A 21,413-nucleotide genomic window follows, 5' to 3' on the forward strand; every position below is an offset into this window, starting at 1 on the left:
ATGCGTCTCCCGGAAGGGGGCTTCAGAATCGCAGAAAGGTTAGGGTCGCAAGATTCAAAGACAAAGCGTCTGACAGACTATCTCTGACGTTGTGAAACGGCAAGAACAATCTCATCGAAAAAATCGATTTGGATACAGACAATCGGTATGAAAGATTCTGGTAAAACTGTCGATTTTTGAGTTGCAATCCGCTGGTAAAATCGCCACAACAGTTGTACTGCTGATTGACACCCTCCTGAACTGCTCGTCTGCGAATTCCATATCCCCTTGCGGAAACCTGTACGAACAGTCGTGCTTGGTGCGGGCCCTTTTCATTGCAAATCTCTGACTAACGTCTTGACTTTGAAATCTCCTGTCCGAACAAATTGAACGTCTTGCCTCCCCCATAAAGCGTTATCCGCCGAAACGGTTCTGCGACCGAACTCGCGTTACGTTCACATCCCGCTGCGAATTAGTTTCCAAAAACGAAAATGACTATGAAACCCCGCCCCTCGTATCCTCGTACTACTCCTGCAACACCTGCTGCCGGTTGGGATGTCCCTTCTGAGGGACCGTTGTCGGCATCGCTGGGACGCGACACGCCCATTTCACGAGAGGCTGTCTCTCGCGAGCCGGCTCTGCAGCGGGAGCCGCGCGAGACACCTCCTGCTGCTCCGGCGGCACCAGCCAAAATTGTCGATGTGGAAGAGGATGATGACGCGAACCACTTCGTGGCGGACGAGCGTTATGAAGAGATCAAACGGGGCTCGTCTGATATTCATATTGCGGAACTTCAGCGCCTGACGATGAAAGACCTGATTGTTCTCGCGAAACGCGAAAACATTTCAGAATACACGGGACTCAAGAAACAGGACCTCATCTTCAAGATCCTCAAAGAGCGGACGAAGATGAATGGCCTGATGTTTGGCGAGGGGACGCTGGAGATCCTGCCAGACGGTTTCGGGTTCCTGCGAGCGGCCGATTATCACTATCTGCCTTGTCCTGACGACATCTATGTATCGCCCAGCCAGATCCGTCGATTCGGGCTTCGCAACGGTGCGATGGTCGCCGGGCAGATCCGCCCACCGAAAGAGAATGAGCGATACTTCGCCCTGCTGCGTGTCGAAGCCATCAATAATGAGGACCCGAACCTCCTTACGGAAAAGGTCTTCTTTGACGACCTGACTCCGCTTCACCCCACGCGGCGACTCAAGCTGTGCAGCGACCCCAATGAACTCAGCACCCGCGTGGTCGATATGATTTCGCCGATCGGTATGGGACAGCGAGGTCTGATCGTTTCCCCGCCGAAAGCGGGTAAGACCATCCTGCTTCAGAAAATGGCGAAAGCCGTACTGAGCTCCGATCCGGACGTCTACGTGATCGTGCTGCTGATCGACGAGCGTCCTGAAGAAGTGACCGACATGGAGCGGCAGGTCAAAGGCAAGAACTGCGAAGTCATCAGCAGTACTTTTGATGAGCCTCCCAGCCGACATATCCAAGTGTCCGAGATGGTGATCGAGAAGGCCAAACGGATGGTCGAGTACGGTCAGCACGTCGTGATCTTCCTCGATTCGATCACGCGACTGGCGCGCGCCTGGAACACGGAATGTCCACACTCGGGCAAGATCCTGACCGGGGGGGTCGACGCGAACGCCTTGCAGCATCCCAAGCGATTCTTCGGGGCTGCTCGTAATGTCGAAGAAGGGGGTAGCCTCACCATCGTCGCCACGGCTCTGGTCGACACGGGGAGCAAGATGGATGATGTGATCTTCGAAGAGTTCAAAGGGACAGGGAATACAGAGCTTCATCTCGACCGCCGTATGGTCGAGAAGCGAGTCTGGCCTGCCATCGATGTCAATCGTTCAGGAACACGTCGCGAAGAGTTGCTGATGTCGGAGGAAGAGCTGCGTCGTGTCTGGCTGCTCAGGCGAATTCTGAATGACATGAATCCAGTCGAAGCGATGGAACTGCTGACCAGCCGGATGCGCAGGACCAAGTCCAACGATGAATTCCTGATGACAATGAACCTGAACTAGGCGCCGAGAGCGTCCCGAAACCGGGGCAAGTCCCGCAGCAAGCGACCGCCGGTTTCGGTTGCCAGGCTGCGGCACTCCCGGCAAAGCCCGCCCGGGGAGGCCCCCAGTTGAAACCACGGTGCCGAAACCACGGTGCCGAAACCCGAAAACTGACCACGTGTGACGAACGTGATCCTGTAAAAAGTCGAGTTGATCAAGTTCGTCAGCTGTCTTTCTTCTTCTGAAAGTATTGAATGCCGTCTGTTCTGGAAGGAAATCTGCTTGCGGCTCCCGTCCGCGTGGCAATCGTTGTTTCTCGTTTCAACGATCTGGTAACAGATCGTCTGTTGTCGGGTGCACTCGATACGTTTCGAAGGCACGGTCTGTCGGACGACCAGATTACGGTGGTCCGGGTCCCGGGTTCATTTGAAATTCCGTTGCCCGCAAAGCGGCTGGCAGAAAGTGGTCAGTTTGCGGCGGTCGTCTGCCTGGGGGCCGTCATCCAGGGGGAAACGACTCACCACGAATACATTAACCACCCGATGGCGTCGGCCATCATGCAGGCCTCGCTGTCGAGCGGGGTCCCCGTTACGTTTGGCGTTCTGACCTGCCAGTCGATGGAACAAGCGCTGGATCGGGCGGGCGGTAAGGCGGGCAACAAGGGGATTGAAGCCTCGCTCGCCGCGATCGAAATGATGAACTTGCTGTCACAGATGAAATCGCAGGGGTTGTAGATTTCTCGAATCGACCTGCTAAACCCTAATTTCAAGAAAAGAGTTCCAGCCGGACAGCGGCGGTCCACTATAATGGGACCCCTGTTTCGCTGAGCCCGCATTTGCACCCCTTTGAGCATCCGTATGTCATCCCGCCGTCATCAAGCCCGAGAAGTCGTTCTGCAAATGCTGTTTCAGAAGGATCTGAATCCTGACGTTTCTGCCGGAATGATCCGCGATCAGATTCAGGAATTGCTGGACAATAATGAGCAATTGTGCCGTTTTGCCTGGAGTCTCTTTGCAGGGACGGTTGAGTCACTCAAAGCCATCGACAAGAAAATTGAGTCTGTCGCTGCCAACTGGAAGCTGAGCCGAATGCCGCCCACGGATCGAAACGCGATCCGTCTGGGAGCCTTCGAACTGCTCTATACGGACACCCCCCATCCCGTCGTGATTGACGAAGCGCTCGAGCTAGCTAAGAGTTTTGGGTCGGCGCAGTCGGCCTCGTTCGTGAACGGGATCCTCGACAAACTCGTCCCCGAATCGAAGCGAAAGTCTGTGCCCGCGAACCCCGAATCCCGTTCGGAATCGCTCGGTTCAGGAAATGTCTGATCCGTTCGTTCCTGACATTTCAGGCTGAAATCGCGGCACGCTTCGACTGAGTGGCGTGCCGCTCGATCGCGGGTCTCGATTTGCTTTGCTCACTGTGAAAGAAACCGACTTCCAGTGCGAAACTCAGTGGGAAATCTCGTGCCGTGTCAGATGCCATTTATTGGCAATCCGACGTCACCGGTGCTTTCAGAGTAGTGTGTCACTTCGATGGCGTCCTGAATGCCTGGCATGATCAACGGGCATTATGAATCAGTGGCGGGAAGCGGAGTGGTCGCTTCCCGGGGAATCAAGGCGAACGCTTCGCAGGCGCAGAGCGTTGACAATGACTGAAAAGGAACTGAGGCTCATTGCCGCCGCTGCGAACATGGGATTCAATGTGATTCCCCAGAGGGGGTAAAGCACTCCCGCAGCGACCGGGATTCCCAGAGCATTGTAGGCAAAGGCAAAGATCAGGTTCTGCCGGATGTTGGCCGAGACGTGGCGTCCCAGCTCAACGGCTTTCGCGATTCCTCGCAGGTCGGGATTGACGAGGATCACACTGGCGGATTGTTTGGCGATATCGGTTCCTGTGCCAAGCGAGACGCCGACATTGGCGGCAGCCAGTGCAGGGGCATCGTTGATTCCGTCCCCCGCCATCGCGACACAAAGCCCCTCTTTTCTGGCTTGTTCGATCAGCGACAGCTTTTCCTGCGGCTTCAGGTTGGCGAATGTTCCGGATCGAGGAATTCCCAATCCGTCCGCGATCACCGCCGCGACCTCGGGATGGTCACCTGTCAGGATGTGGGTGTCGACGTTGCGGGAACGCAGATCGTCAATCCCCTGCCGTGCCGACTGTCGAACCGCGTCCGTAAAATCGATTTCGCCCAGGACTTTTCCGTCGGCAGTCACTTGTGAAGTCATCATGGCCGTGCGTCGGGGCGCAGAAATTCCTGTCGATCCGACCTCAATCGTCTTGCCGTCGACCATTCCGCGGACGCCGGATCCGGGGTTCGTCTGGAACTCTGTCACCGGGAGGGGTTTCAGATTGGCGTCCTCTGCCGCCTGCATGATGGCATGAGCGACGGGATGCTCACTGTACTGCTCGACCGAGGCGGCCAGGGTCAACAGTTCGTCGTTTGAGATCCCGGGGGCCGGATAAAGAGCGGCGACCGAGGGGCGGCCTTCCGTCAACGTTCCCGTTTTGTCGATGTACAAGCGGTGGATGCGTGACATCGTCTCCAGCGATTCGGCGTCTCGAAACAGGATGCCTTCGCGTGCCCCGCGTCCCATTCCGACCGTAATCGCCATCGGGGTGGCAAGTCCCAGCGCACAGGGGCAGGCGATAATCAGCACGGCAACGGCGTTCGTCAGTGCGTGGTTCCACCGCGGTGCGGGGCCGAGAACTAACCATCCGGCGAAGGTCAGCAGCGCGACGACGACGACGGTCGGGACAAACCAGCCTGCGACCCGGTCGACCACGCTTTGCACCGGAGCTCGGCTTCGCTGCGCTTTCGCCACCATGTCGACGATTTGAGAGAGAACCGTGGATCGACCGACCCGTTCGGCCTGCATCAGGAATGAACCCGTCTGGTTCATCGTCCCCCCGACCACGGTATCGCCCAACCGCTTTGCTGCCGGAGTCGGTTCCCCAGTGAGCATTGACTCATCGATGGTTGTGAGAACCGTCTCAGCAGCAACGAGTGAGACCGCCGCCGCTGAGGGGGCAGGTATGGCTTGATGGGCGTTTTCTGTGTTGGGCGGCACAATCTTCCCGTCAACGGGGACTCGTTCTCCGGGGCGGATTCTCAACAGGTCGTGGATACTGACTTCGGCAAGGGGAAGGTCCAATTCCATTCCGTCGCGAATGACGTGTGCAGTCGGCGGAACCAGTTCCATCAGTTCCCGGATGGCTTCTCCCGTGCGTCGCCGGGCGCTCCCTTCCAGAATCTGCCCAAGCAGGACCAGAGTTGTGATGACCGCCGCCGATTCGAAATAGTAGCCGTGATGATGGTCACCTCCGGTGAGCAGCATTCCCAGACTGAAGCCGAAGGCGGCGCCGACTCCCAGCAGGATCAGGGTGAACATGTTCCACTGGCGTGTAAAAAGGGACTTGGCACCGATGATCCAGAAGGGCCAGCCGCACCAGGTCACGACAGGGAGTGTCAGTACCAGTTGCACGATTCCCGACGTGGATGGAGAGATCATCCGATCCAGTGGGATGCCCACCATGGGGCCCATCGCAAGGATAAAGAGTGGGACAGTGCAAATGAGCGCGACGATAAATCGACGCCACAGGTCTTGCTGCCCGGCGTCATCGCCTACTCCGTTTCCTGTCGTGAGATCAGGTTCCAGTGGCATGCCGCAGATGGGGCAACTTGCGGGATGGTCGCTCGTTACCTCGGGGCACATCGGACAGAAGTATTTTGTTCCCGGGGGAGGGGGCCCCTGCGGTGCTGTTGTGGGGTTGAGAAACTTTGTTCGGCAGTACTCGGCACAGAAGTACCATCGCTGGCCATCCCGGTCGCACCAGATCGCCGTCTTGGGATCGACCTTCATTCCACAGATCGGATCGATCTCAAAGGATTCTGGCGGCTCATCCTGGATGATCGAGAGCGAGGGGAGATCAAATGAGGGCATGGTGACTCTTCGAATCCACGTGGGGTTTGCGGCGCCCCGTGCGTGGATGAATTGAGGTGAAGGAGTATAGCCAATGGCTGAATTACTGAGCGCTGCCGCCATCGGAGGGAGGAGGTTGTCCCGCGAGAGGGTGATTCCCACGGAACGGTCCCTGAAAACGCAGCGTTAACAGGATTCCGAGCAGAATCGCGCACCGTCAATCAGTCTTTGACACCATTACAATAGATTCCATGGAGACTGGCGACTGATTTTACGAAATAGAGTCAAGTTCACGTGTTGGTTGGTTTCCGTGGGATGTGTGGATTTTCCGTTTGGGTGGTCTGGAGGGGTGGACTTCACCGGATGGGAAGGATTTGCATCGTCGAACGACGCTCCCCCCCGTGCGCAGGGACCGCTATCATGGCGGGCTCGGCCAGCGTGGAGAGATCCATTCACTTCACGTCAGCCGCGCGGGTATTCGGCTTCTTGTGAACCGTGCAGGAGTTTCCTGCGCTTGTGAGCGTCGAACGAGCGTCATCGACAGAGGATGTGCGTTGTGCATCTACCTAAGTCGAATCGTGGCACAGTGTGGCGTTGGCGTCGAACGCAATCGCGATTGAATCCATCAACAAACAGCAGTCAGTGAGCATCACTCGGCAGGAGAGAGCGGAGATGGCGGAACAGGTATATCTGGCAATCGATCTGGGTGCTGAAAGCGGTCGCGTGATGGCCGGCTTGTTCGATGGGCAGAGGATTCGTCTGGAAGAACTGCACCGATTTTCCAATGGACCTGTCAATCTTGCTGACACCATGCGGTGGGACCTGCTGCGGTTGTGGTCGCAAATTCAGGTGGGGCTTCAGAAGGCCGCGGCGCGGTTCGGACAAAGCATTGTCTCAGTGGGGGTCGACACCTGGGGGGTCGACTTTGTGCTCTTGTCGAAAACGGGCGAGATGCTGGGCCAACCGTACCACTATCGCGATGCCCGTACGCGTGGGGTGATGGAACATGCGTTTCAGCGGGTACCTCGCCCGGAAATTTTTGCGAATACAGGTCTCCAGTTCATGGAGATTAACTCTCTTTACCAATTGCTGGCGATGAATGAGTCGAATCCGGCGCTGGTGGAACTGGCCGATAAATTCCTGATGATCCCCGACTTCTTCCACTGGCTGCTGTCGGGAAGTCGCGTCGTGGAATTCACGAATGCAACGACGTCGCAAATGTATCATCCGACCAATCAGAACTGGTCGCTCGATATGCTTCGGAAGCTCGGCTTGCCGACTCACATGTTGCCGGAAGTGGTCAGCCCCGGGACGAAGCTGGGGCGGTTGCGTGAGGATGTTGCGCGACGATCCGGACTGTCTCGCCTCGAGGTTGTCGCACCCGCAACGCATGATACCGGGGCCGCGATCGCGGCTGTTCCCACAGAGCGAACCGGTTCGGCGAACTGGGCCTACATCAGTTCGGGAACCTGGTCGCTGATGGGACTGGAATTGCCTCATGCGGTCCTCACGCCGCGGGCACTGGAACTGAATGTGACCAATGAAGGGGGTATCGATGGAACGTACCGACTGCTGAAGAACATCATGGGGCTGTGGCTGGTGCAAGAGTGTCGCAAGTCATTCGAGCGTAACGGGTCCCCTTACGACTATGGCTTACTGGCGCAAGTGGCGAGCGATGCACGACCTTTCCGCGCGTTCGTTGATCCTGATTCATCCGCCTTCCTGGCTCCGCATGATATGCCCGAGGCGATTCGGGACTGGTGTCGAAAGACGAATCAGGAGATTCCCGACACGGACGGGGGCCTGATCCGCTGTGCTCTGGAGAGTCTGGCTCTGAAGTACCGTCTGGTCTTGAGCTGGCTGGAAGAACTTTCCGGCGAACGGGTCGAGGTCATTCATATCGTCGGCGGGGGAACGCAGAACGATCTGCTCAATCAATTTACCGCGAATGCGACGGGACGCCCTGTGATTACGGGGCCTGTCGAAGCGACGGCTCTGGGGAACGTCCTCATGCAGGCTCGTACCAGCGGTTCGGTGGGGTCATTGTCTCAGATCCGCGATATCGTCCGGGCCTCGTCAAGCATGCAGCGTTACGAGCCAGAGCATACGGCTCAGTGGGATGAAGCGTACAAGCGCTTCACCGAACTGCTTTCGCGACGCATCCCCTGAGGTTTCGACTCGGCAGGAACTCTTTCCAATACGTCAGGATGACAACTCCTGGCCTGTTCTGCGCAGCTGAGAGCTGTGTCGGACACGGGGGTTCGCGCGCCTTGGTCTCAGCTCCTTCAGCCCCATGAACAGTGCGACCGAAGGGCTCATGGCGTGGTAGAGCCTGGTGTTCGTCGCTGGCAGAATCAGAGAAATGGGTGCCTATAAAAGGCGAGAACCCGGTACGTTGCGGGCAACGTACCGGGCTGTGTAGGCGGAAAGTCGAGGTGTGTTGTAGGCGGGTGCTTGGCCTGTCTCCCTCAGGCCGGCAGGATGTATGAATCTCGAATCATCGAAGGATGATTGCGTGAATCATTTGGGTGATTGTTCACTCCATCTCCCCCTTAAGCAGGCTATGTGCCAAAGGCGAATTCTGTCGAAAGATTTTTTTCGAATTGTCGTGAAGTCCCTGAAAAGAAGGGGTTTTCAATGGGGTCGCCCTCTCATCTGACTGGCGGCTTGGTTTTGGCATGCCCGCCGTTTGTAAGCGTTACAAGCAGAAACGATTGAAAAAGTTGCAATCGGCGAGAGTCACCCCGGAGTTGGCTGATTTGTTCCTCGCTCATCGGCCTGCGGGACACCGAAACAGTCCGTTTCGGTAGGCTTCGGATAACGAAGGGGGCTGGTTGAGTGGTCGGGACTGGGGGGCTACCATGTTGGAACGTGTCCTGTCCCTCTCTCGAGTCCTGATTCAGGAATAAGGAAGTCATCACCATGACGGCAACTCTTTCGGCTCCGCCGGCAGCGACCAAGTTTTCGGGAAAGACAAAGCTTTTCATCAATAATGAATGGTGCGATGCCTCTGATGGTGGGACGTTCGACACGTATAATCCTGCGACAGGCGAGGTGATTGCCCAGGTTGCCCATGCGACGCCTCATGACGTCGATCTGGCGGTGAAGGCCGCTCGGAAAGCTCTCGACAAGGGTCCCTGGAGTCGCATCGATGCCTGCGACCGGGGCAAGCTGATGTTCAAGCTGGCCGATCTGATCGAGTCGAACGCAGAGGAACTGGCTCGTCTCGAGGCCTTGAATTGCGGCAAGACGATCACCGATTCTCGCGGCGATCTGAACGGCGTGATCAATACCATTCGTTACTACGCCGGCTGGGCAGACAAGATCGAAGGCAAGACGGTTCCCGTTCGCGGCAACTTTCTCTCGTACACCCTGCGTCAGCCAGTCGGGGTTGTTGGCCAGATCATTCCGTGGAACTTTCCTCTGCTGATGGCCGCCTGGAAGTGGGGACCGGCACTCGCCTGCGGCAACACGATTGTGATGAAGGCGGCCGAGCAGACGCCTCTTTCGATCCTGCGTGTGTGTGAACTGGCACTGGAAGCCGGGTTCCCGCCGGGCGTCATCAATCTGCTGAACGGGATGGGGGAAACCACCGGCGACGCGATGGTGACGCACCCCGGCATCGACAAGATTGCCTTCACCGGTCACGTCGATACCGCCAAGCTGATCACCAGGCGAGCCGCCGAAACACTGAAGCGGACGACGTTTGAACTGGGTGGGAAGAGCCCCAACGTCATTTTCGCCGACTGTGATATCGATCAGGCTGTGGCGGGTTCCTTCCACGCGATTTATTTCCACGGAGGACAATGTTGTACTGCCGGCAGCCGCCTGTTTGTGGAAGAATCGATTCGCGAAGAGTTCGTCGCCAAGCTGGCTGAAAAGGCGAAGAAACGCCGAATCGGGAACCAGTTGGACGAGCAGACCGAGCAAGGACCTCAAGTCTCGCAGGAGCAACTCGACAAGATCCTGGGCTATGTGGAACTGGGGCAGAAGCAGGGGGCCAAACTCGTCACCGGTGGGAAACGTGGCAACGACGGAAAGGGCTTCTTTGTTGAGCCGACGATTTTCGACAATGTCAAAGACGAAATGGCGATTGCCACGGACGAGATCTTCGGCCCGGTCGTCAGCGTCCTTTCCTTCAAGGATGCCGATGAAATGCTGGAGCGGGCAAACAATACTCAATACGGGCTGGCGGCCGCGATCTGGACGAAGAATATCGATAAGGCTCACTGGTACGCCAAGCATGTGAAGGCCGGAACCGTCTGGGTCAACTGCTACCATATTGTCGATACGACAACTCCGTTTGGTGGATTCAAGAACTCCGGCCAGGGGCGTGAGAACGGCGAAGCCGCGCTGGATCACTATACGGAAACCAAGACGGTCACCGTGGCACTCGCCAAGGCCTGATCGCACTCCTCGTGGATGGGAACTGAAAGCGACTCCGGTGACCCCCGTTGCCGGAGTCGCTTCGTTTCATCACGCTTCGCAATCACGCGTGGTTTAACTGTCAGTGCAGTCCAACGGCCGGTCCCTGTGCCGGCCGAAAAGTCGCTCCCGATCAGGGTGCGGGGAAACGCCGAGCGGCAGGGGCGTGGATGGTCGATCAGGCCCTTTCGGAGAAATCCCTTACGGAATTACGACCGAGATCTGTAATCCTTCGGTAAACGGCAATACGGGGGTCTCTGTGAATGTTGACGGCTGACTACATGTTGCTGTAGCGTAAGATTTTTCGACAATTCCTTCCGTGAGCAGTAGTGACCCATGTCGGCTCCCTTAACGATTCTCAAAGATCTGGTTTCCATCCCCAGCGTCAACCCGATGGGACGCGACGTGAGTGGTCCAGAGTATTTCGAGACGCGTGTGACAGAGTATCTGTTGCAGTATTTGAAGCGACTTGACGTTCCGTTCGAGCAGGTCGAGATCGCTCCCGGCCGGTCGAATGTGCTGGCCCGGCTGGATGCTCCCGGGGCCACGAAAACTGTTCTGCTGGACGCACATCAGGACACCGTCCCTGTCGATGGAATGACGATCCCCCCGTTCGAGCCAGTGGAACAAAACGGTCGGCTGTACGGTCGCGGTTCCTGCGATGTGAAGGGGGGAATGGCCGCCATGCTGGCTGCCTTCACCCGCCTGGCGAAGGAACGGCCTGCCGGAATGTCGAATGTGGTTCTCTCGCTGACGTGTGACGAAGAGGCCACAAGTATCGGGATTAACCATCTGACCGATAGCTGGTCGGAACCGGTCCCCCCCTATCGGCTGTGCCCGACGCGGCCTGACGTGGCGATCGTCGCGGAACCAACGCAACTGGATATCGTCGTCGCTCATCGCGGCGCGACACGCTGGAAATTGCACACCGCCGGCCGAGCCTGTCATAGTTCGCGACCCGAGGAAGGAATCAATGCGATTTACCGGATGGCCAAGGTTGTGCTGGCCCTGGAGGAATTCGCCGCCAAACTTCCCACACAACGTCCGGCACACCCCCTGTGCGGTCCCGCGACACTGAGCGTGGGCCGAATCGACGGCGGAAGCAGCGTGAACATCGTCCCGGATCACTGTCATATCGAAGTCGACCGACGGTTGATTCCCGGTGAAGATCGTTTCGGGGTGATTGATGAACTGGCCGATTACCTCCGGTCCAAACTCGATTTTGAAGTGACGCATGAAGCTCCCTACTGCGCGAGTCCATCGCTGGGGGATGATCTGAACGGAGCCCTGTCCGAACAGTTGATGCGTGTCATCACGAGTGTGGTGGGACCTCGTAAGGCGCTCGGTGTCCCGTATGGAACACATGCCTCGCGATTCGCGCGGGAAGGGATCGCCGCCGTCGTCTTCGGTCCCGGTGACATCGCGCAGGCGCACACCAAGGACGAATGGATCGAAATCGCCCAACTCGATCACGCCGCCGAGATCTACTACCGGTTCTGTGCGGGCGGCTGATGCCCACACCACATGGGTGAAGCCAGAAACGATCAATGCTGTCTTGGAAATATCGAGCCGAGGCAGCTCGGTTCGGTCACCAGCTCCGTCGCGCTTCGTGCACGTCGTCTTCCTGCTCCGCTACGCACCGTTGAACGCTCAAACTTTGAAGGGGTGGCCCCCTGGTCTGCCGGTCTCGGGGAAAAAATTGACCTTGAGCAAGTTGAACGAGTTGAGCAACATCCCTGTTTGATAGACTCCAGTGATGTTTTGAAGTTGCTCAAATTGAACAAGTTGAGCAACTTCAATCACACTTCACATCCAGAATCGGGCTCGTGATCGGAATGAGCCCTGAGAACCGTCGATCAAGTGCCCGCCAGGATCCCCGCACTAAGTCGTGTGACGCCTGAGACCACAGCAACCAATTGAACGACGATCCGTTTCCTGTGGTCTCATCAGCCGATCGCGAATCCGGCCCAAATGATCCGTTCGAACGCACTCGGAGCCATTACTGGCCTCACAAGGGATTCATTTCTCGATCAGTCTCAGCCTTCTTCCGCGAATCTTAACTTCATTTTATTTTACTTGTGCGATAAGGTGTTGTCAAGATTTGTTGTCGCAGTGGCGGGGCGTTTCAGTGAGATCGAGGAGACACGGGGGCGGGGAGACGCAGCATATCCTGTTGCGCTCGATCGGGTATCTGAATTCACAATGCGGTTCCGTGTCCGATATCTTATGCCTGAAAGGCATCCACAAACCAGCCCAGGGCAGAGCGCCGGGGCGAAGCCGCAAAGCGCCGCCCTGGGTCGGTGATATTATTTGTTGCCAGCCCTGTTAAGGGCGACACATTCTTTGGCTACGTGTCTGCGTAACCGGAGCGGGGTGTTTCATCCCGAACGTCTTGTTTCGTGGGTTTCGGTGGCGTGTCTTTTGAATAGCTTTTGTTGTGCCCTTAACAGGGCGGAGAAGACTTCACTCATCACCTACCCAAGGCGGCGCTTTGCGGCTTCGCCGCGTCGCACTGCCCTGGCTGATCTCTGATGGCCTTTCAGGCCGGGGAGATGGGGTTACTCATGGACTTGTTCGGTTATCGATGGTCCTCGAATGGAGGCATTTCGGGATCGAAAGATCGAATCATCCGAGCGTGACCCAACTTGCTTTGAGCGCCTCACATCGATTCGAGTCAGACGCCTGAACACAAAGTGGTTCCGTGTTTGATTCTTATGCCTGAAAGGCATCGACAAGCCAGCCCAGGGCAGAGCGCCGGGGCGAGAGCCGCAAGCGCCGCCCTGGGTCGGTGATATTATTTGTTGCCAGCCCTGTTAAGGGCGACACGTTCTCTGGCTACTTTGGCTACGTGTCTGCGTAACCGGAGCAGGGTGTTTCACCCCGAACGTCCTGTTTCGTGGGATTCGGTGGCGTGTCTTTTGAATAGCTTTTGTTATGCCCTTAACAGGGCGGAGAAGACTTCACTAATCGCTTACCCAGGGGGGCGCTTTGCGGCTTCCTCCTCTGCTTTGCCGGGTCTAACCTCGATTTTTGCATGAGTCTCCTGAAAAACCTTTTCAACGCGCCTCATGTAGATCCAGTCGTACCCGGCGAGGCGATTTCTTCGGTGGCTGACACCATTCGAGTTCGTATTGATCCTGCAAGTCTCGAGAATGAAGGCCATGTCGTCTGGGCTGACAAGAGTCGCATCGATTCCCTCAGGGTGAAGTGTAGCGGCGAGCAGGCATAGGTCGACTCGACGTCTTCGCCACACAACAAAATCATTGCCGCAGAGCCGATCAGACCAGATCAGCCCCCACGCCGTTCCGTCCGGGCTTGTTTCCACTCCGTTGGAGAGGGCGGCCATGAAGAGAGAGGAATTCTCAGGCAATTCCTTGATGTAAGGGAGTGTCACTTGCTGACCGTCTTCCAGCACCAGATGCGTCCTGGTGACGGAGTGGAGTTTCTGGGGATGGTCGAGGTATTCAATGCTCCAGAGTGGAATGGGAACTCCCGTGAGCATGGTATTGAACACCATGAAGAGGAGGGCACGGATGCCGAAGCTGCGGATCCATTTCCACGTTTTCATGACTGCCTCTTCATTGCTCAGAAAAGAATCTGACGAAAGACGTTGAACCTGTAGCCGGGGCCATCCGGTTCGACGATGTAGTACGTTCTGCGGATCTGCCTGACGGTGCGGTTGCGAAATTCGAGTTCCAGTCGCGCAAGCGTGTTCTCTGTTTCCTTCGGATAGAAATGGAAAATCAGGGTATCTCCCCGGACGTTCACGTTGGCGCGGGCGAAGAGCTGAATGTCCAATGCGCGACGTTCGCCCCCTTGCCACGTCATATAAAGCCGCGCTTCGTCGGAACCACTGTTGATGTACCGGACGTCAGGGATCGGTTTCTGAAGATGCGAGATGTAAGCCAGACGACCATCGGGCAGCAGCGCGCCGAGTTCGATCCCGAAGAAGTCGAGCTGCTTAGCGTATTCATCGAGGGATGCACGCTCACCAAACTTGACGAACCAGCGTTGCTCTCGCGGCAGGCCTCCTGTACCGGGACCCATTCCCAGTGCTTTGCGGCCAGTCCCTTTGGCGCTTCCCACCTTGCCGGTATTTTGAATCCCCGTATCGAACTGCTGCTGGACCTGTTGAGTCGCGGTTTCCGACATTTCGACGACCGCTTCGATCGCTTCCGCAATTTCCACCTGTTCAGCGACAGCGTCTGCGGGGACCGCGTCGCGGACTTCCGGATCGGGAGAATCGACGCGAAGTGTCTCATCAGGAGACCCGTCTTCGAATCCCCCCGGCAGTTCGACCAGTTCGACAGGAACTGCTTCCGGGGGCTTGGGTAAGCGAGTTGTCAGCCATACGGTGACGACAGCCCCGCACGTCATCAGCAAGCCGATGAATAAGGCAATGGCCCACGAGCTGACCCAGTCGTACAGGGTCACACGCATCACGGGTGGGGGCGTCATTGACGATCTGGCTGGCATTGTCTCACCGATTCAATTGCTTCGACTTGATGTGGCTCACACGGCCGCAGTCCTGACGATGGTGAGTCTGATCGCAGAGCACTTCGGAGGGAAGGGAAATTCCCGTGCAGGACCCTGCGAGCGTGGCACCACGCATGAGCGTGTCATCGATTGTTCTTCTTCAAATATTTGCGGTCGTCCCGTTCGTCGTACGGTCGATTTTTTTCATACCACTCCGTCCATCGCCGTGATGTTTCCGCCTTCCAGGCGTCAAGCGCGGCCTTACGTTCCTGTTCTGAGGAATCCTCTTTCAGCCCCATCTGATCGTCGTCTAAGGGATCGACCGCTGTGCCACACCCATCGAATCTGCGGGTGAGAACGCACAGCGCGAGACTGGCTTCGCGGACCACGGTCGGTTCCGGGTCTGTCAGGGCCGCGATGAGTTGTTTGGCGGCCGAGAAGTTTCCCGATCGTCCGAGTGCCCACAGGACCGTTCTTCGGACTTCGACACGAGGGTCAGAGGTCAGCTTCAGCAGTCGCTCGGTCTGGCCGATTAACTCTTCCGGGTTGGAAAGCTGCACTGTCTCAACAATCGCCGCTTGCACATCTTCCACTTTGGCGTCCGACGATTTTTCCAGTTCGATCAGTAGCTGGTCGACGGGTCCGGCGATCTTTCGGGCGGAAACGACACCGGCATTCATGGTGACTGCGTCGAGTTGATCGGGCAGGCCCCGTCCCCCCGCCTGCAACCCGCCACCAACTGTCACGGTTTTCTTGCGCGGAGCCACGATGGTCGTGGTCGCCTTGGAAAGAAACATCAACCCCATCGCCGTTGCCGCCTGGGCTCCACAGTGGTCGGTCCAGCTACCGTCGGCGGCCTGACGCTTGAGTAGTTCGTCGGCACCCTCGTCGTACCAGTCGTGGCTGCCGAACTTGGCAACGTCCATCAGTGCGGCGACGCGTTCGATGGAATAGAGGTGGTAAGCAAACCATCGTTCGTGATTGCTGTTCTTTTCTCCAAAGTGAGCCCCCATCCAGCGAATGCTTTCTTTCAGGCTGTTATCGATGGAGGCGGGCTTCATGGTGGGAGCACGCTTGACCACTCCTTTGGGCGTTGGTGGGGAGCCATCGACGAATCGCTCGAGCACGCCGAACCGTTTCGTCGCGTCCGGGGGACGGACTTCCGGGTCGAGTTCGAAATCGTCAAAGAGCATTCGGCGGATGATCAGCAGGCTGCTCGTTCCGGCCGTGGTCATGGTATCGGTCGTCCGATGATGCTCGGGGTCGTGGTAAAGCTTGCGATCGAACGGGTGATAGACGAATCCTCCGTCAGCCTGCTGTCGGTCAATGTGCCAGCGAGCGGCCTTTTCCCAGACCTCCGTGGGAACGTCGATTCCCATGCGCGACGCGGCCCACAGAGCCATGATCGCATATTGAGTGATGCTGGTGTCACCGCAATCCGCTTCGATCTGACGGTCATAGAACCAGGCCCCGTTGGGCTGCTGCGACTGCAGCAGATAGTCCACAATCATTTGAATCTGGATCCGGTAGCCCTCAGGGTCAATGGCCTCCAGCAGCATCAGGTCAACGCTGGCTTCATAGTTATGGTTAGACGTAGGGCGGTAGCGGCTGTCGACGGGGGCCTTCCGTAGAATCTCGTCGATGATCGGCTGGAGCTTGGGGGATTTCTTATCGCCGCCGGATTTAATGTACGCCACCGCGGCGATCGAACCACTTCCGCCAGAGAAGCGGCCCTGCAGCAGATAGGCCTGCGCTTTGGAGATCGCTTGCTGGATTTTCTGTTTGTCGGCGGCCGCAGACGTCCCCAGCGACCATAACAGGATGACCACCGCACAGAGGCTGATTCGATAAAACTTCTGGCCCGATTTCAGCGACATGTGGCACAGTTTCCGTGGAAGACGACGAGGCGACCTGATTCACAAAGTATACCGCTTCGTCGGGGGGAGGGAATCAGTGGCCGGGAAAGGGGACGGAATACCCCGGGTGGCAGACCATTTCGCTGGGCGGCGATTGAGGGCGATCGAGTGGGGTGTGATTCCACGATCCCTTCAAGCCGGGCCTGCCGGTGTGGCCAACAATGTTTTCATGATACATGTGAGAAATCGCATTCTGGGATTCATTACGGCGGCAGATCGAGCAGGTCGTTGACCCGCGCAGGCTGAACCGGTAGCGTTTCAGAAGCGGCCTGCGGACGAGTTTCTGTGGAGTTCGCTTCAATCTCCGAATTCTGACGAATTGAAACGCTATGCACCGCTTGATCATCCTGAGTTTCGTGAGTCTCTCGTGTGGACTGGTTGCCGCTGAGACGACATCGCCGGAAGAAATCAAAGGAAGTGTCACCCGGGTGATCGATGGAGACACGTTTTTCATTCGGGATGGTAAGACGCTGACCAGTGTGCGACTGGCAGGAATCGACGCTCCGGAACGTGGCCAACCTTTCGCGACGCAAGCGCACAATGCGTTGAAGGAAATTCTGGCTCGCAAAGATCTCGTCATCAGGAAGGTGGGAAGCGATCCCCGCGACAAGAAAATCCTGGTGACGGTAGAAACCGACGGAACGAGCGTCAATGCGGAAATGGTGCAGGAAGGCTGGGCCTGGTGTGTGGAGGAGGGGACTCCTGACACGAAACTGAAAGAGCTGCAAAAGGACGCTCAAGACGCCCATCGAGGCTTATGGGCTGATGAATCCCCCGTTGAACCATGGACCTACCGGGCCCAGAAAAAAGAGGAACTCGCTGCTGCCGTGCCCGCTCAGAATAAGGCCCCGAAAGCAAAATCCAAACCAAAAAAGAAGCCCGTCGAGCCACAGCCTGAGAATGAATCTGAGGGGTTTGAAAGCGATATCAGCGAATAAACTCGCCGAGAAGTGGCGTTGACCTCACCCGGTGCCAGGGCTGCTGATCCTTCGCGTGAGCCCTGAAGCAGACGGGGCGCACGGGGCCTGTCAGCGGGACACACTCATCTGACGATAGCGCGGATGGACCGAACTCTGCCCGAAAGGGCTCGGTCAGGGGGCTCCACGTTGTGCGAGAATGAAGTCGTAGAGCGTTCTGGCGGAAGGCTCCCATTCACCCTCGCGAGCACGCCCGATGATTTTTTGTAGTTTGGCGGCGGCCACCTCGGGCAACTCGCCATTTTCTCGATACGACTGCAGACGTGATTCGCAGTCTTCCAACCGCTGCAGATCGCGCGTCGTCAGTGCGGTGAAGAGCGCATCGACCGTCGTGATGACCTGCTCCTCTTCGCCAATTTGAGGTTGGGCCCGCAGGTACTGGATCAAGATTCCGGATAGGGCGAGTCCGAAAATGGCCAAGGCTATTGTGGTTGGCCGGTTGCGATCGATACGTTCAATGATCTCCATGGTTCACCTCTCCCCCGTTACGAGTCGAGATGGCGACCCAGACATTGCCGTCGGTGAAGGCGGTGTAGAACCGGACCGAACCGTCGCCGAACAAGACATTGCAGCCGGGCCCGTGTTCCCCCCACATTTCGTCGGTATGGCCAAAGGGATTATTGGGAGCGTGGATCACCACCTGGGGGTGGTCATGCACATCCGGTCCGCTATGACATCCGACCAGGTCCGCTGCCGCGTTGTTGTCTGAGGGCCACGGTCGGATATCGGTGCGGGGAGAGACGACGGCGTTCGGGACGATCCCGACCCATGTGTTGTTACTCAGGTACGAACTTCGTTCACCGACGAAGACGGTATTGGACAGTCCGTCGGTGACGTCCGCGATACGGGTATGCGAGTTCGGGTAAAAGGGGCCATCAATCTTGCCGTCGGGGGCCCCGGGGACAGGTTCGGGAAGGTCGTAGTTGTAGCAGTACGCCGTCGAGCGGCCCCAGGGTTGATTGATGCCGGCATTGGTGACGAAGTGGCTGTGCGCAAAGAAGATGGTGCTGCCGTCATCACGTGTCATGGCTACGCCGTGCCGGTTGTCCACACCCTCTTTCTGAATGTTGAATCCGTCACTCCCCCCCGTCGCGGAAGGGCAGAGGAAAGCGGGGACTTTTGTCCTGGCGGCCGCCCCGTTGGCAGGTGCCCATACGGGCAGATTCGTGTCGAACGAGTGATACAGATTCGCCTGTTCCAACTCCGGAAGCAAACAGACCCCCCAGCCGAATCCCGGAGGTCCGATGCGACTGGCGTCCCCATAGGTGACGCCGTAGGCCGTGCCGTCGTTGTGCGGGTTCACGATGCAGGACGGGGGAAAGATCGCGTGCGAGCTTTCGTAATTGTGCAGCGCAAGCCCGATCTGCTTGAGGTTGTTCTTGCATTGAGTCCGGCGTGCGGCCTCGCGCGCCTGCTGTACTGCAGGCAGCAGCAGCGAAATCAGAACGGCAATGATCGCGATCACGACCAGTAACTCGATAAGGGTAAAACCACGACGAACTCGCCGACTCGGAAGCATTTTTGGACTCGAAATAAACAAAGTTTATTGTGCTGCTGGTAGGATGTTTTGAGTGATCAAAATCTTTAATAAAGCGTATCCATAGGCACGGGGCGCGCCAAGGCGATTTGACGGGGCTTCAGCTGAACATTACTTAAGGTTGGCTCGCGGTCCGCGTCGGGCACGCACGAGCAATGGGAGTGCGTTCGGGCTGTTTCGCGCACCCGTCTGACGTGGATCCCAGGCGCCTTCCGGGAATGAGCAGGTCTGCTGCGGGGTTGCGTTCGCAGGCTCAGCAGGGAGCTTCAGAGTGAGTGCAGTTCAGGAATACATCTGACCGAACCCTACAGGTTCAAATGCATTGATGTAGTGCTGTATCTGGGGTGGCTGGTCGTCCGCGGGCCAGATGATGGAGACGACGTCGAACCGGGCACTTTTGTTGAGCCACCGTCGCTGTTTGAGAAAGGCGAGTGCAGAGCGGGTGATCTTGCGCTGTTTGGTCAGATTGACCGATTCGGTGGGGTGCCCCGCCGCCGTTGAAGAGCGGGTTTTGACTTCCACGAAGACGATTGTCCCGCGGTCGATCGCGACCAGGTCGAGTTCCCCAAATCGCCCCCGGAGCTGTCGCTGCAGGACTTCGTAGCCGAGTCCCGTCAGAAAGCGGGCTGCTTCGGCTTCGCCCTGATTACCAAACTGCTTACGGGGCTCGAGGCTTTTTTTCACGTAGCGGCGAAACCAGCCCAGCATCGTCGTCACCCCCTTTGAGGAGGATAAATGCGAAATGGGAGGGCAAGACTTTCAGCGAATCCGGCGTGCGGTCGAGACCGCACAGCAGCGAGTTCGTCGGAAGTCTTACCCTCCCAGATCATGTGCTGACGAAAAGCCTGATCGAATGAGATCAGGTCGTTTCCTTCGCCTTGGCGGCGGCGGCCGACTTGGCCTGGGCCTTGGCGGCGCGAGCGGCGTCCTTTTCAGCCTTGTCAACGCGTTCGACCAGCTTGGTGGCCTTACCAACGCGGTCACGCAGGAAGAACAGCTTCGCGCGACGGACTTTACCGTGTCGCTTCACTTCGATCTTCGCAATCTTGGGCGAATTGAGCGGGAAGGTACGTTCCACACCTTCACCGGAAACGATTCGGCGGACGGTGAACTTTTCGCGGGTTCCGCCACCGCGGCGTGCGATCACGACGCCGTTGAAAATCTGGACTCGCTCTTTGTCCCCTTCGAGAATTCGCTGGTGGACGTCGACCGTGTCACCGATTTCGAAGACGAGCGGTTCTTTGCGGATGTACTGCTCTTCGACCTGTTTAATCAATTCTTTAATCATGATTCATTCCCATCTTCTATGGCGATCAATCTCGCCGTTGGCTCACGTTCGGCCGAGTGGCGGCTCGAAGCGATTGCTCTGGTCAAATTTTACATTCTCAGTCGATTAAATCGCCCCGTCTGCGACGTGTTCTCTCGAGGCTTTGCTGCTGCCGCCACTCCGCGATCCGCTGGTGATTGCCGCTCAATAGAATTTCGGGAACTGACATCCCACGAAATTCGCGAGGTCGAGTGTATTGCGGGTATTCGAGCAGTCCACTTTCTCCAAACGAGTCGTATTTGCTGCTGGTTTCGTCGCCGAGGACCCCGGGCACCAGTCGGATGACCGTATCGATGATGAGCATCGCAGGAACTTCACCGCCGTTGCAGATGAAGTCGCCCGCCGAGATTTCCAGTGGCTTCAGTCCCAGGCTAATGCGTTCGTCAAACCCTTCGTACCGACCACACAACAGGAGCAATCGTGAGTACGACGAGAGTTCTTTCACCAGCGTCTGGTCAAGCTTCCGACCTTGCGGTGTCAGCATCACCAGTTGTCCCGGCCCGGCCGCGTCTGCCTGGACGGCCTCAACGCAGTCGAAAACCGGGGGACAGGCGAGCAGCATTCCCGGGCCGCCGCCATAGGGCGTGTCGTCAACCGATTTGTGCTTGTCCCTGGTCCAGTCCCGAATGTTCCACAGTCGGACGTCAACCAGAGATTTCTCAATGGCCAGCTTCAGCAGACTTTGTTGCAGGTAACTGTGGAACAGTTCCGGAAACAAAGTCAAAACATCGAATCGCATGATGCCGCCAGCTAACCCAAGTGAGAAATAACAAGTACGAAATCACCATCGGACGTTCCGCATGAACAGTCTGTGTTGAGATCGATTCAGTGCGTGGCAAAT

16 protein-coding genes are annotated in these 21,413 nt (G+C 57.3%); 7 read left to right on the forward strand and 9 right to left on the reverse strand.

The window, feature by feature from the left end; genetic code table 11:
- The first annotated feature begins 470 nt into the window (after positions 1–470).
- The 3 genes from rho to nusB all read left to right on the forward strand — a co-directional run bounded on the left by rho (position 471) and on the right by nusB (position 3,319).
- Complete coding sequence (rho, locus tag ACGY09_RS16565) at positions 471–2,015, forward strand: transcription termination factor Rho (RefSeq protein ID WP_397568603.1); 1,545 nt, start codon at positions 471–473, stop codon at positions 2,013–2,015.
- Positions 2,016–2,248: 233 nt separating this feature from the next.
- Entirely contained in the window at positions 2,249–2,728 is a 480-nt protein-coding gene (ribE, locus tag ACGY09_RS16570) for a 6,7-dimethyl-8-ribityllumazine synthase (protein WP_373649124.1), read from the forward strand.
- Between the two features lie 123 nt (positions 2,729–2,851).
- Entirely contained in the window at positions 2,852–3,319 is a 468-nt protein-coding gene (gene nusB, locus ACGY09_RS16575; RefSeq protein WP_375314935.1) for a transcription antitermination factor NusB, read from the forward strand.
- A gap of 249 nt (positions 3,320–3,568) precedes the next feature.
- Here the strand turns inward: nusB and ACGY09_RS16580 are convergent, their stop codons facing one another.
- On the reverse strand, positions 3,569–5,935 hold the full coding sequence (locus ACGY09_RS16580) for a heavy metal translocating P-type ATPase (protein WP_397568604.1): 2,367 nt from the start codon (positions 5,933–5,935) through the stop codon (positions 3,569–3,571).
- A 651-nt stretch (positions 5,936–6,586) separates the two neighbouring features.
- Here ACGY09_RS16580 and ACGY09_RS16585 point away from each other — a divergent pair.
- The 3 genes from ACGY09_RS16585 to ACGY09_RS16595 all read left to right on the forward strand — a co-directional run bounded on the left by ACGY09_RS16585 (position 6,587) and on the right by ACGY09_RS16595 (position 11,851).
- Positions 6,587–8,083, forward strand: coding sequence for a rhamnulokinase family protein (locus ACGY09_RS16585; protein ID WP_397568605.1), 1,497 nt, complete (start codon positions 6,587–6,589; stop codon positions 8,081–8,083).
- Positions 8,084–8,836: 753 nt separating this feature from the next.
- Complete coding sequence (locus tag ACGY09_RS16590; RefSeq protein WP_397568606.1) at positions 8,837–10,321, forward strand: aldehyde dehydrogenase family protein; 1,485 nt, start codon at positions 8,837–8,839, stop codon at positions 10,319–10,321.
- 354 nt (positions 10,322–10,675) lie between these two features.
- Positions 10,676–11,851: a M20 family metallopeptidase gene (locus ACGY09_RS16595; RefSeq protein ID WP_397568607.1), complete on the forward strand. Its 1,176-nt coding sequence runs from the start codon at positions 10,676–10,678 to the stop codon at positions 11,849–11,851.
- Between the two features lie 1,459 nt (positions 11,852–13,310).
- Here the strand turns inward: ACGY09_RS16595 and ACGY09_RS16600 are convergent.
- The 3 genes from ACGY09_RS16600 to ACGY09_RS16610 form a co-directional block, all read right to left on the reverse strand.
- Positions 13,311–13,907 (reverse strand): hypothetical protein, encoded by a 597-nt coding sequence (locus ACGY09_RS16600; RefSeq protein ID WP_397568608.1) that lies wholly within the window; start codon positions 13,905–13,907, stop codon positions 13,311–13,313.
- 17 nt (positions 13,908–13,924) lie between these two features.
- Positions 13,925–14,797 (reverse strand): hypothetical protein, encoded by an 873-nt coding sequence (locus ACGY09_RS16605; RefSeq protein ID WP_373649117.1) that lies wholly within the window; start codon positions 14,795–14,797, stop codon positions 13,925–13,927.
- 161 nt (positions 14,798–14,958) lie between these two features.
- The gene (locus tag ACGY09_RS16610) at positions 14,959–16,692 is read right to left on the reverse strand and encodes a HEAT repeat domain-containing protein (protein ID WP_397568609.1); all 1,734 of its coding nucleotides are present in this window, start codon (positions 16,690–16,692) and stop codon (positions 14,959–14,961) included.
- A gap of 368 nt (positions 16,693–17,060) precedes the next feature.
- Between ACGY09_RS16610 and ACGY09_RS16615 the strand changes: the two genes are divergently transcribed.
- Positions 17,061–17,669: a thermonuclease family protein gene (locus tag ACGY09_RS16615; RefSeq protein WP_373649115.1), complete on the forward strand. Its 609-nt coding sequence runs from the start codon at positions 17,061–17,063 to the stop codon at positions 17,667–17,669.
- 153 nt (positions 17,670–17,822) lie between these two features.
- Here the strand turns inward: ACGY09_RS16615 and ACGY09_RS16620 are convergent, their stop codons facing one another.
- The 5 genes from ACGY09_RS16620 to trmD form a co-directional block, all read right to left on the reverse strand.
- On the reverse strand, positions 17,823–18,176 hold the full coding sequence (locus ACGY09_RS16620; protein ID WP_397568610.1) for a hypothetical protein: 354 nt from the start codon (positions 18,174–18,176) through the stop codon (positions 17,823–17,825).
- On the reverse strand, positions 18,163–19,227 hold the full coding sequence (locus ACGY09_RS16625; RefSeq protein ID WP_397568611.1) for a DUF1559 domain-containing protein: 1,065 nt from the start codon (positions 19,225–19,227) through the stop codon (positions 18,163–18,165). Before ACGY09_RS16625 ends, ACGY09_RS16620 begins: the two co-directional genes overlap by 14 nt.
- Before the next feature lie 300 nt (positions 19,228–19,527).
- Positions 19,528–19,953, reverse strand: a complete 426-nt coding sequence (locus ACGY09_RS16630; RefSeq protein WP_373649112.1) for a YraN family protein — start codon at positions 19,951–19,953, stop codon at positions 19,528–19,530.
- A gap of 151 nt (positions 19,954–20,104) precedes the next feature.
- Positions 20,105–20,533, reverse strand: a complete 429-nt coding sequence (gene rplS / locus ACGY09_RS16635) for a 50S ribosomal protein L19 (protein WP_373649111.1) — start codon at positions 20,531–20,533, stop codon at positions 20,105–20,107.
- Between the two features lie 97 nt (positions 20,534–20,630).
- Complete coding sequence (gene trmD / locus ACGY09_RS16640) at positions 20,631–21,311, reverse strand: tRNA (guanosine(37)-N1)-methyltransferase TrmD (protein ID WP_373649110.1); 681 nt, start codon at positions 21,309–21,311, stop codon at positions 20,631–20,633.
- Positions 21,312–21,413: the final 102 nt, after the last annotated feature.

The organism is Schlesneria sphaerica (assembly GCF_044336245.1).
Classification (GTDB): domain Bacteria; phylum Planctomycetota; class Planctomycetia; order Planctomycetales; family Planctomycetaceae; genus Schlesneria; species Schlesneria sphaerica.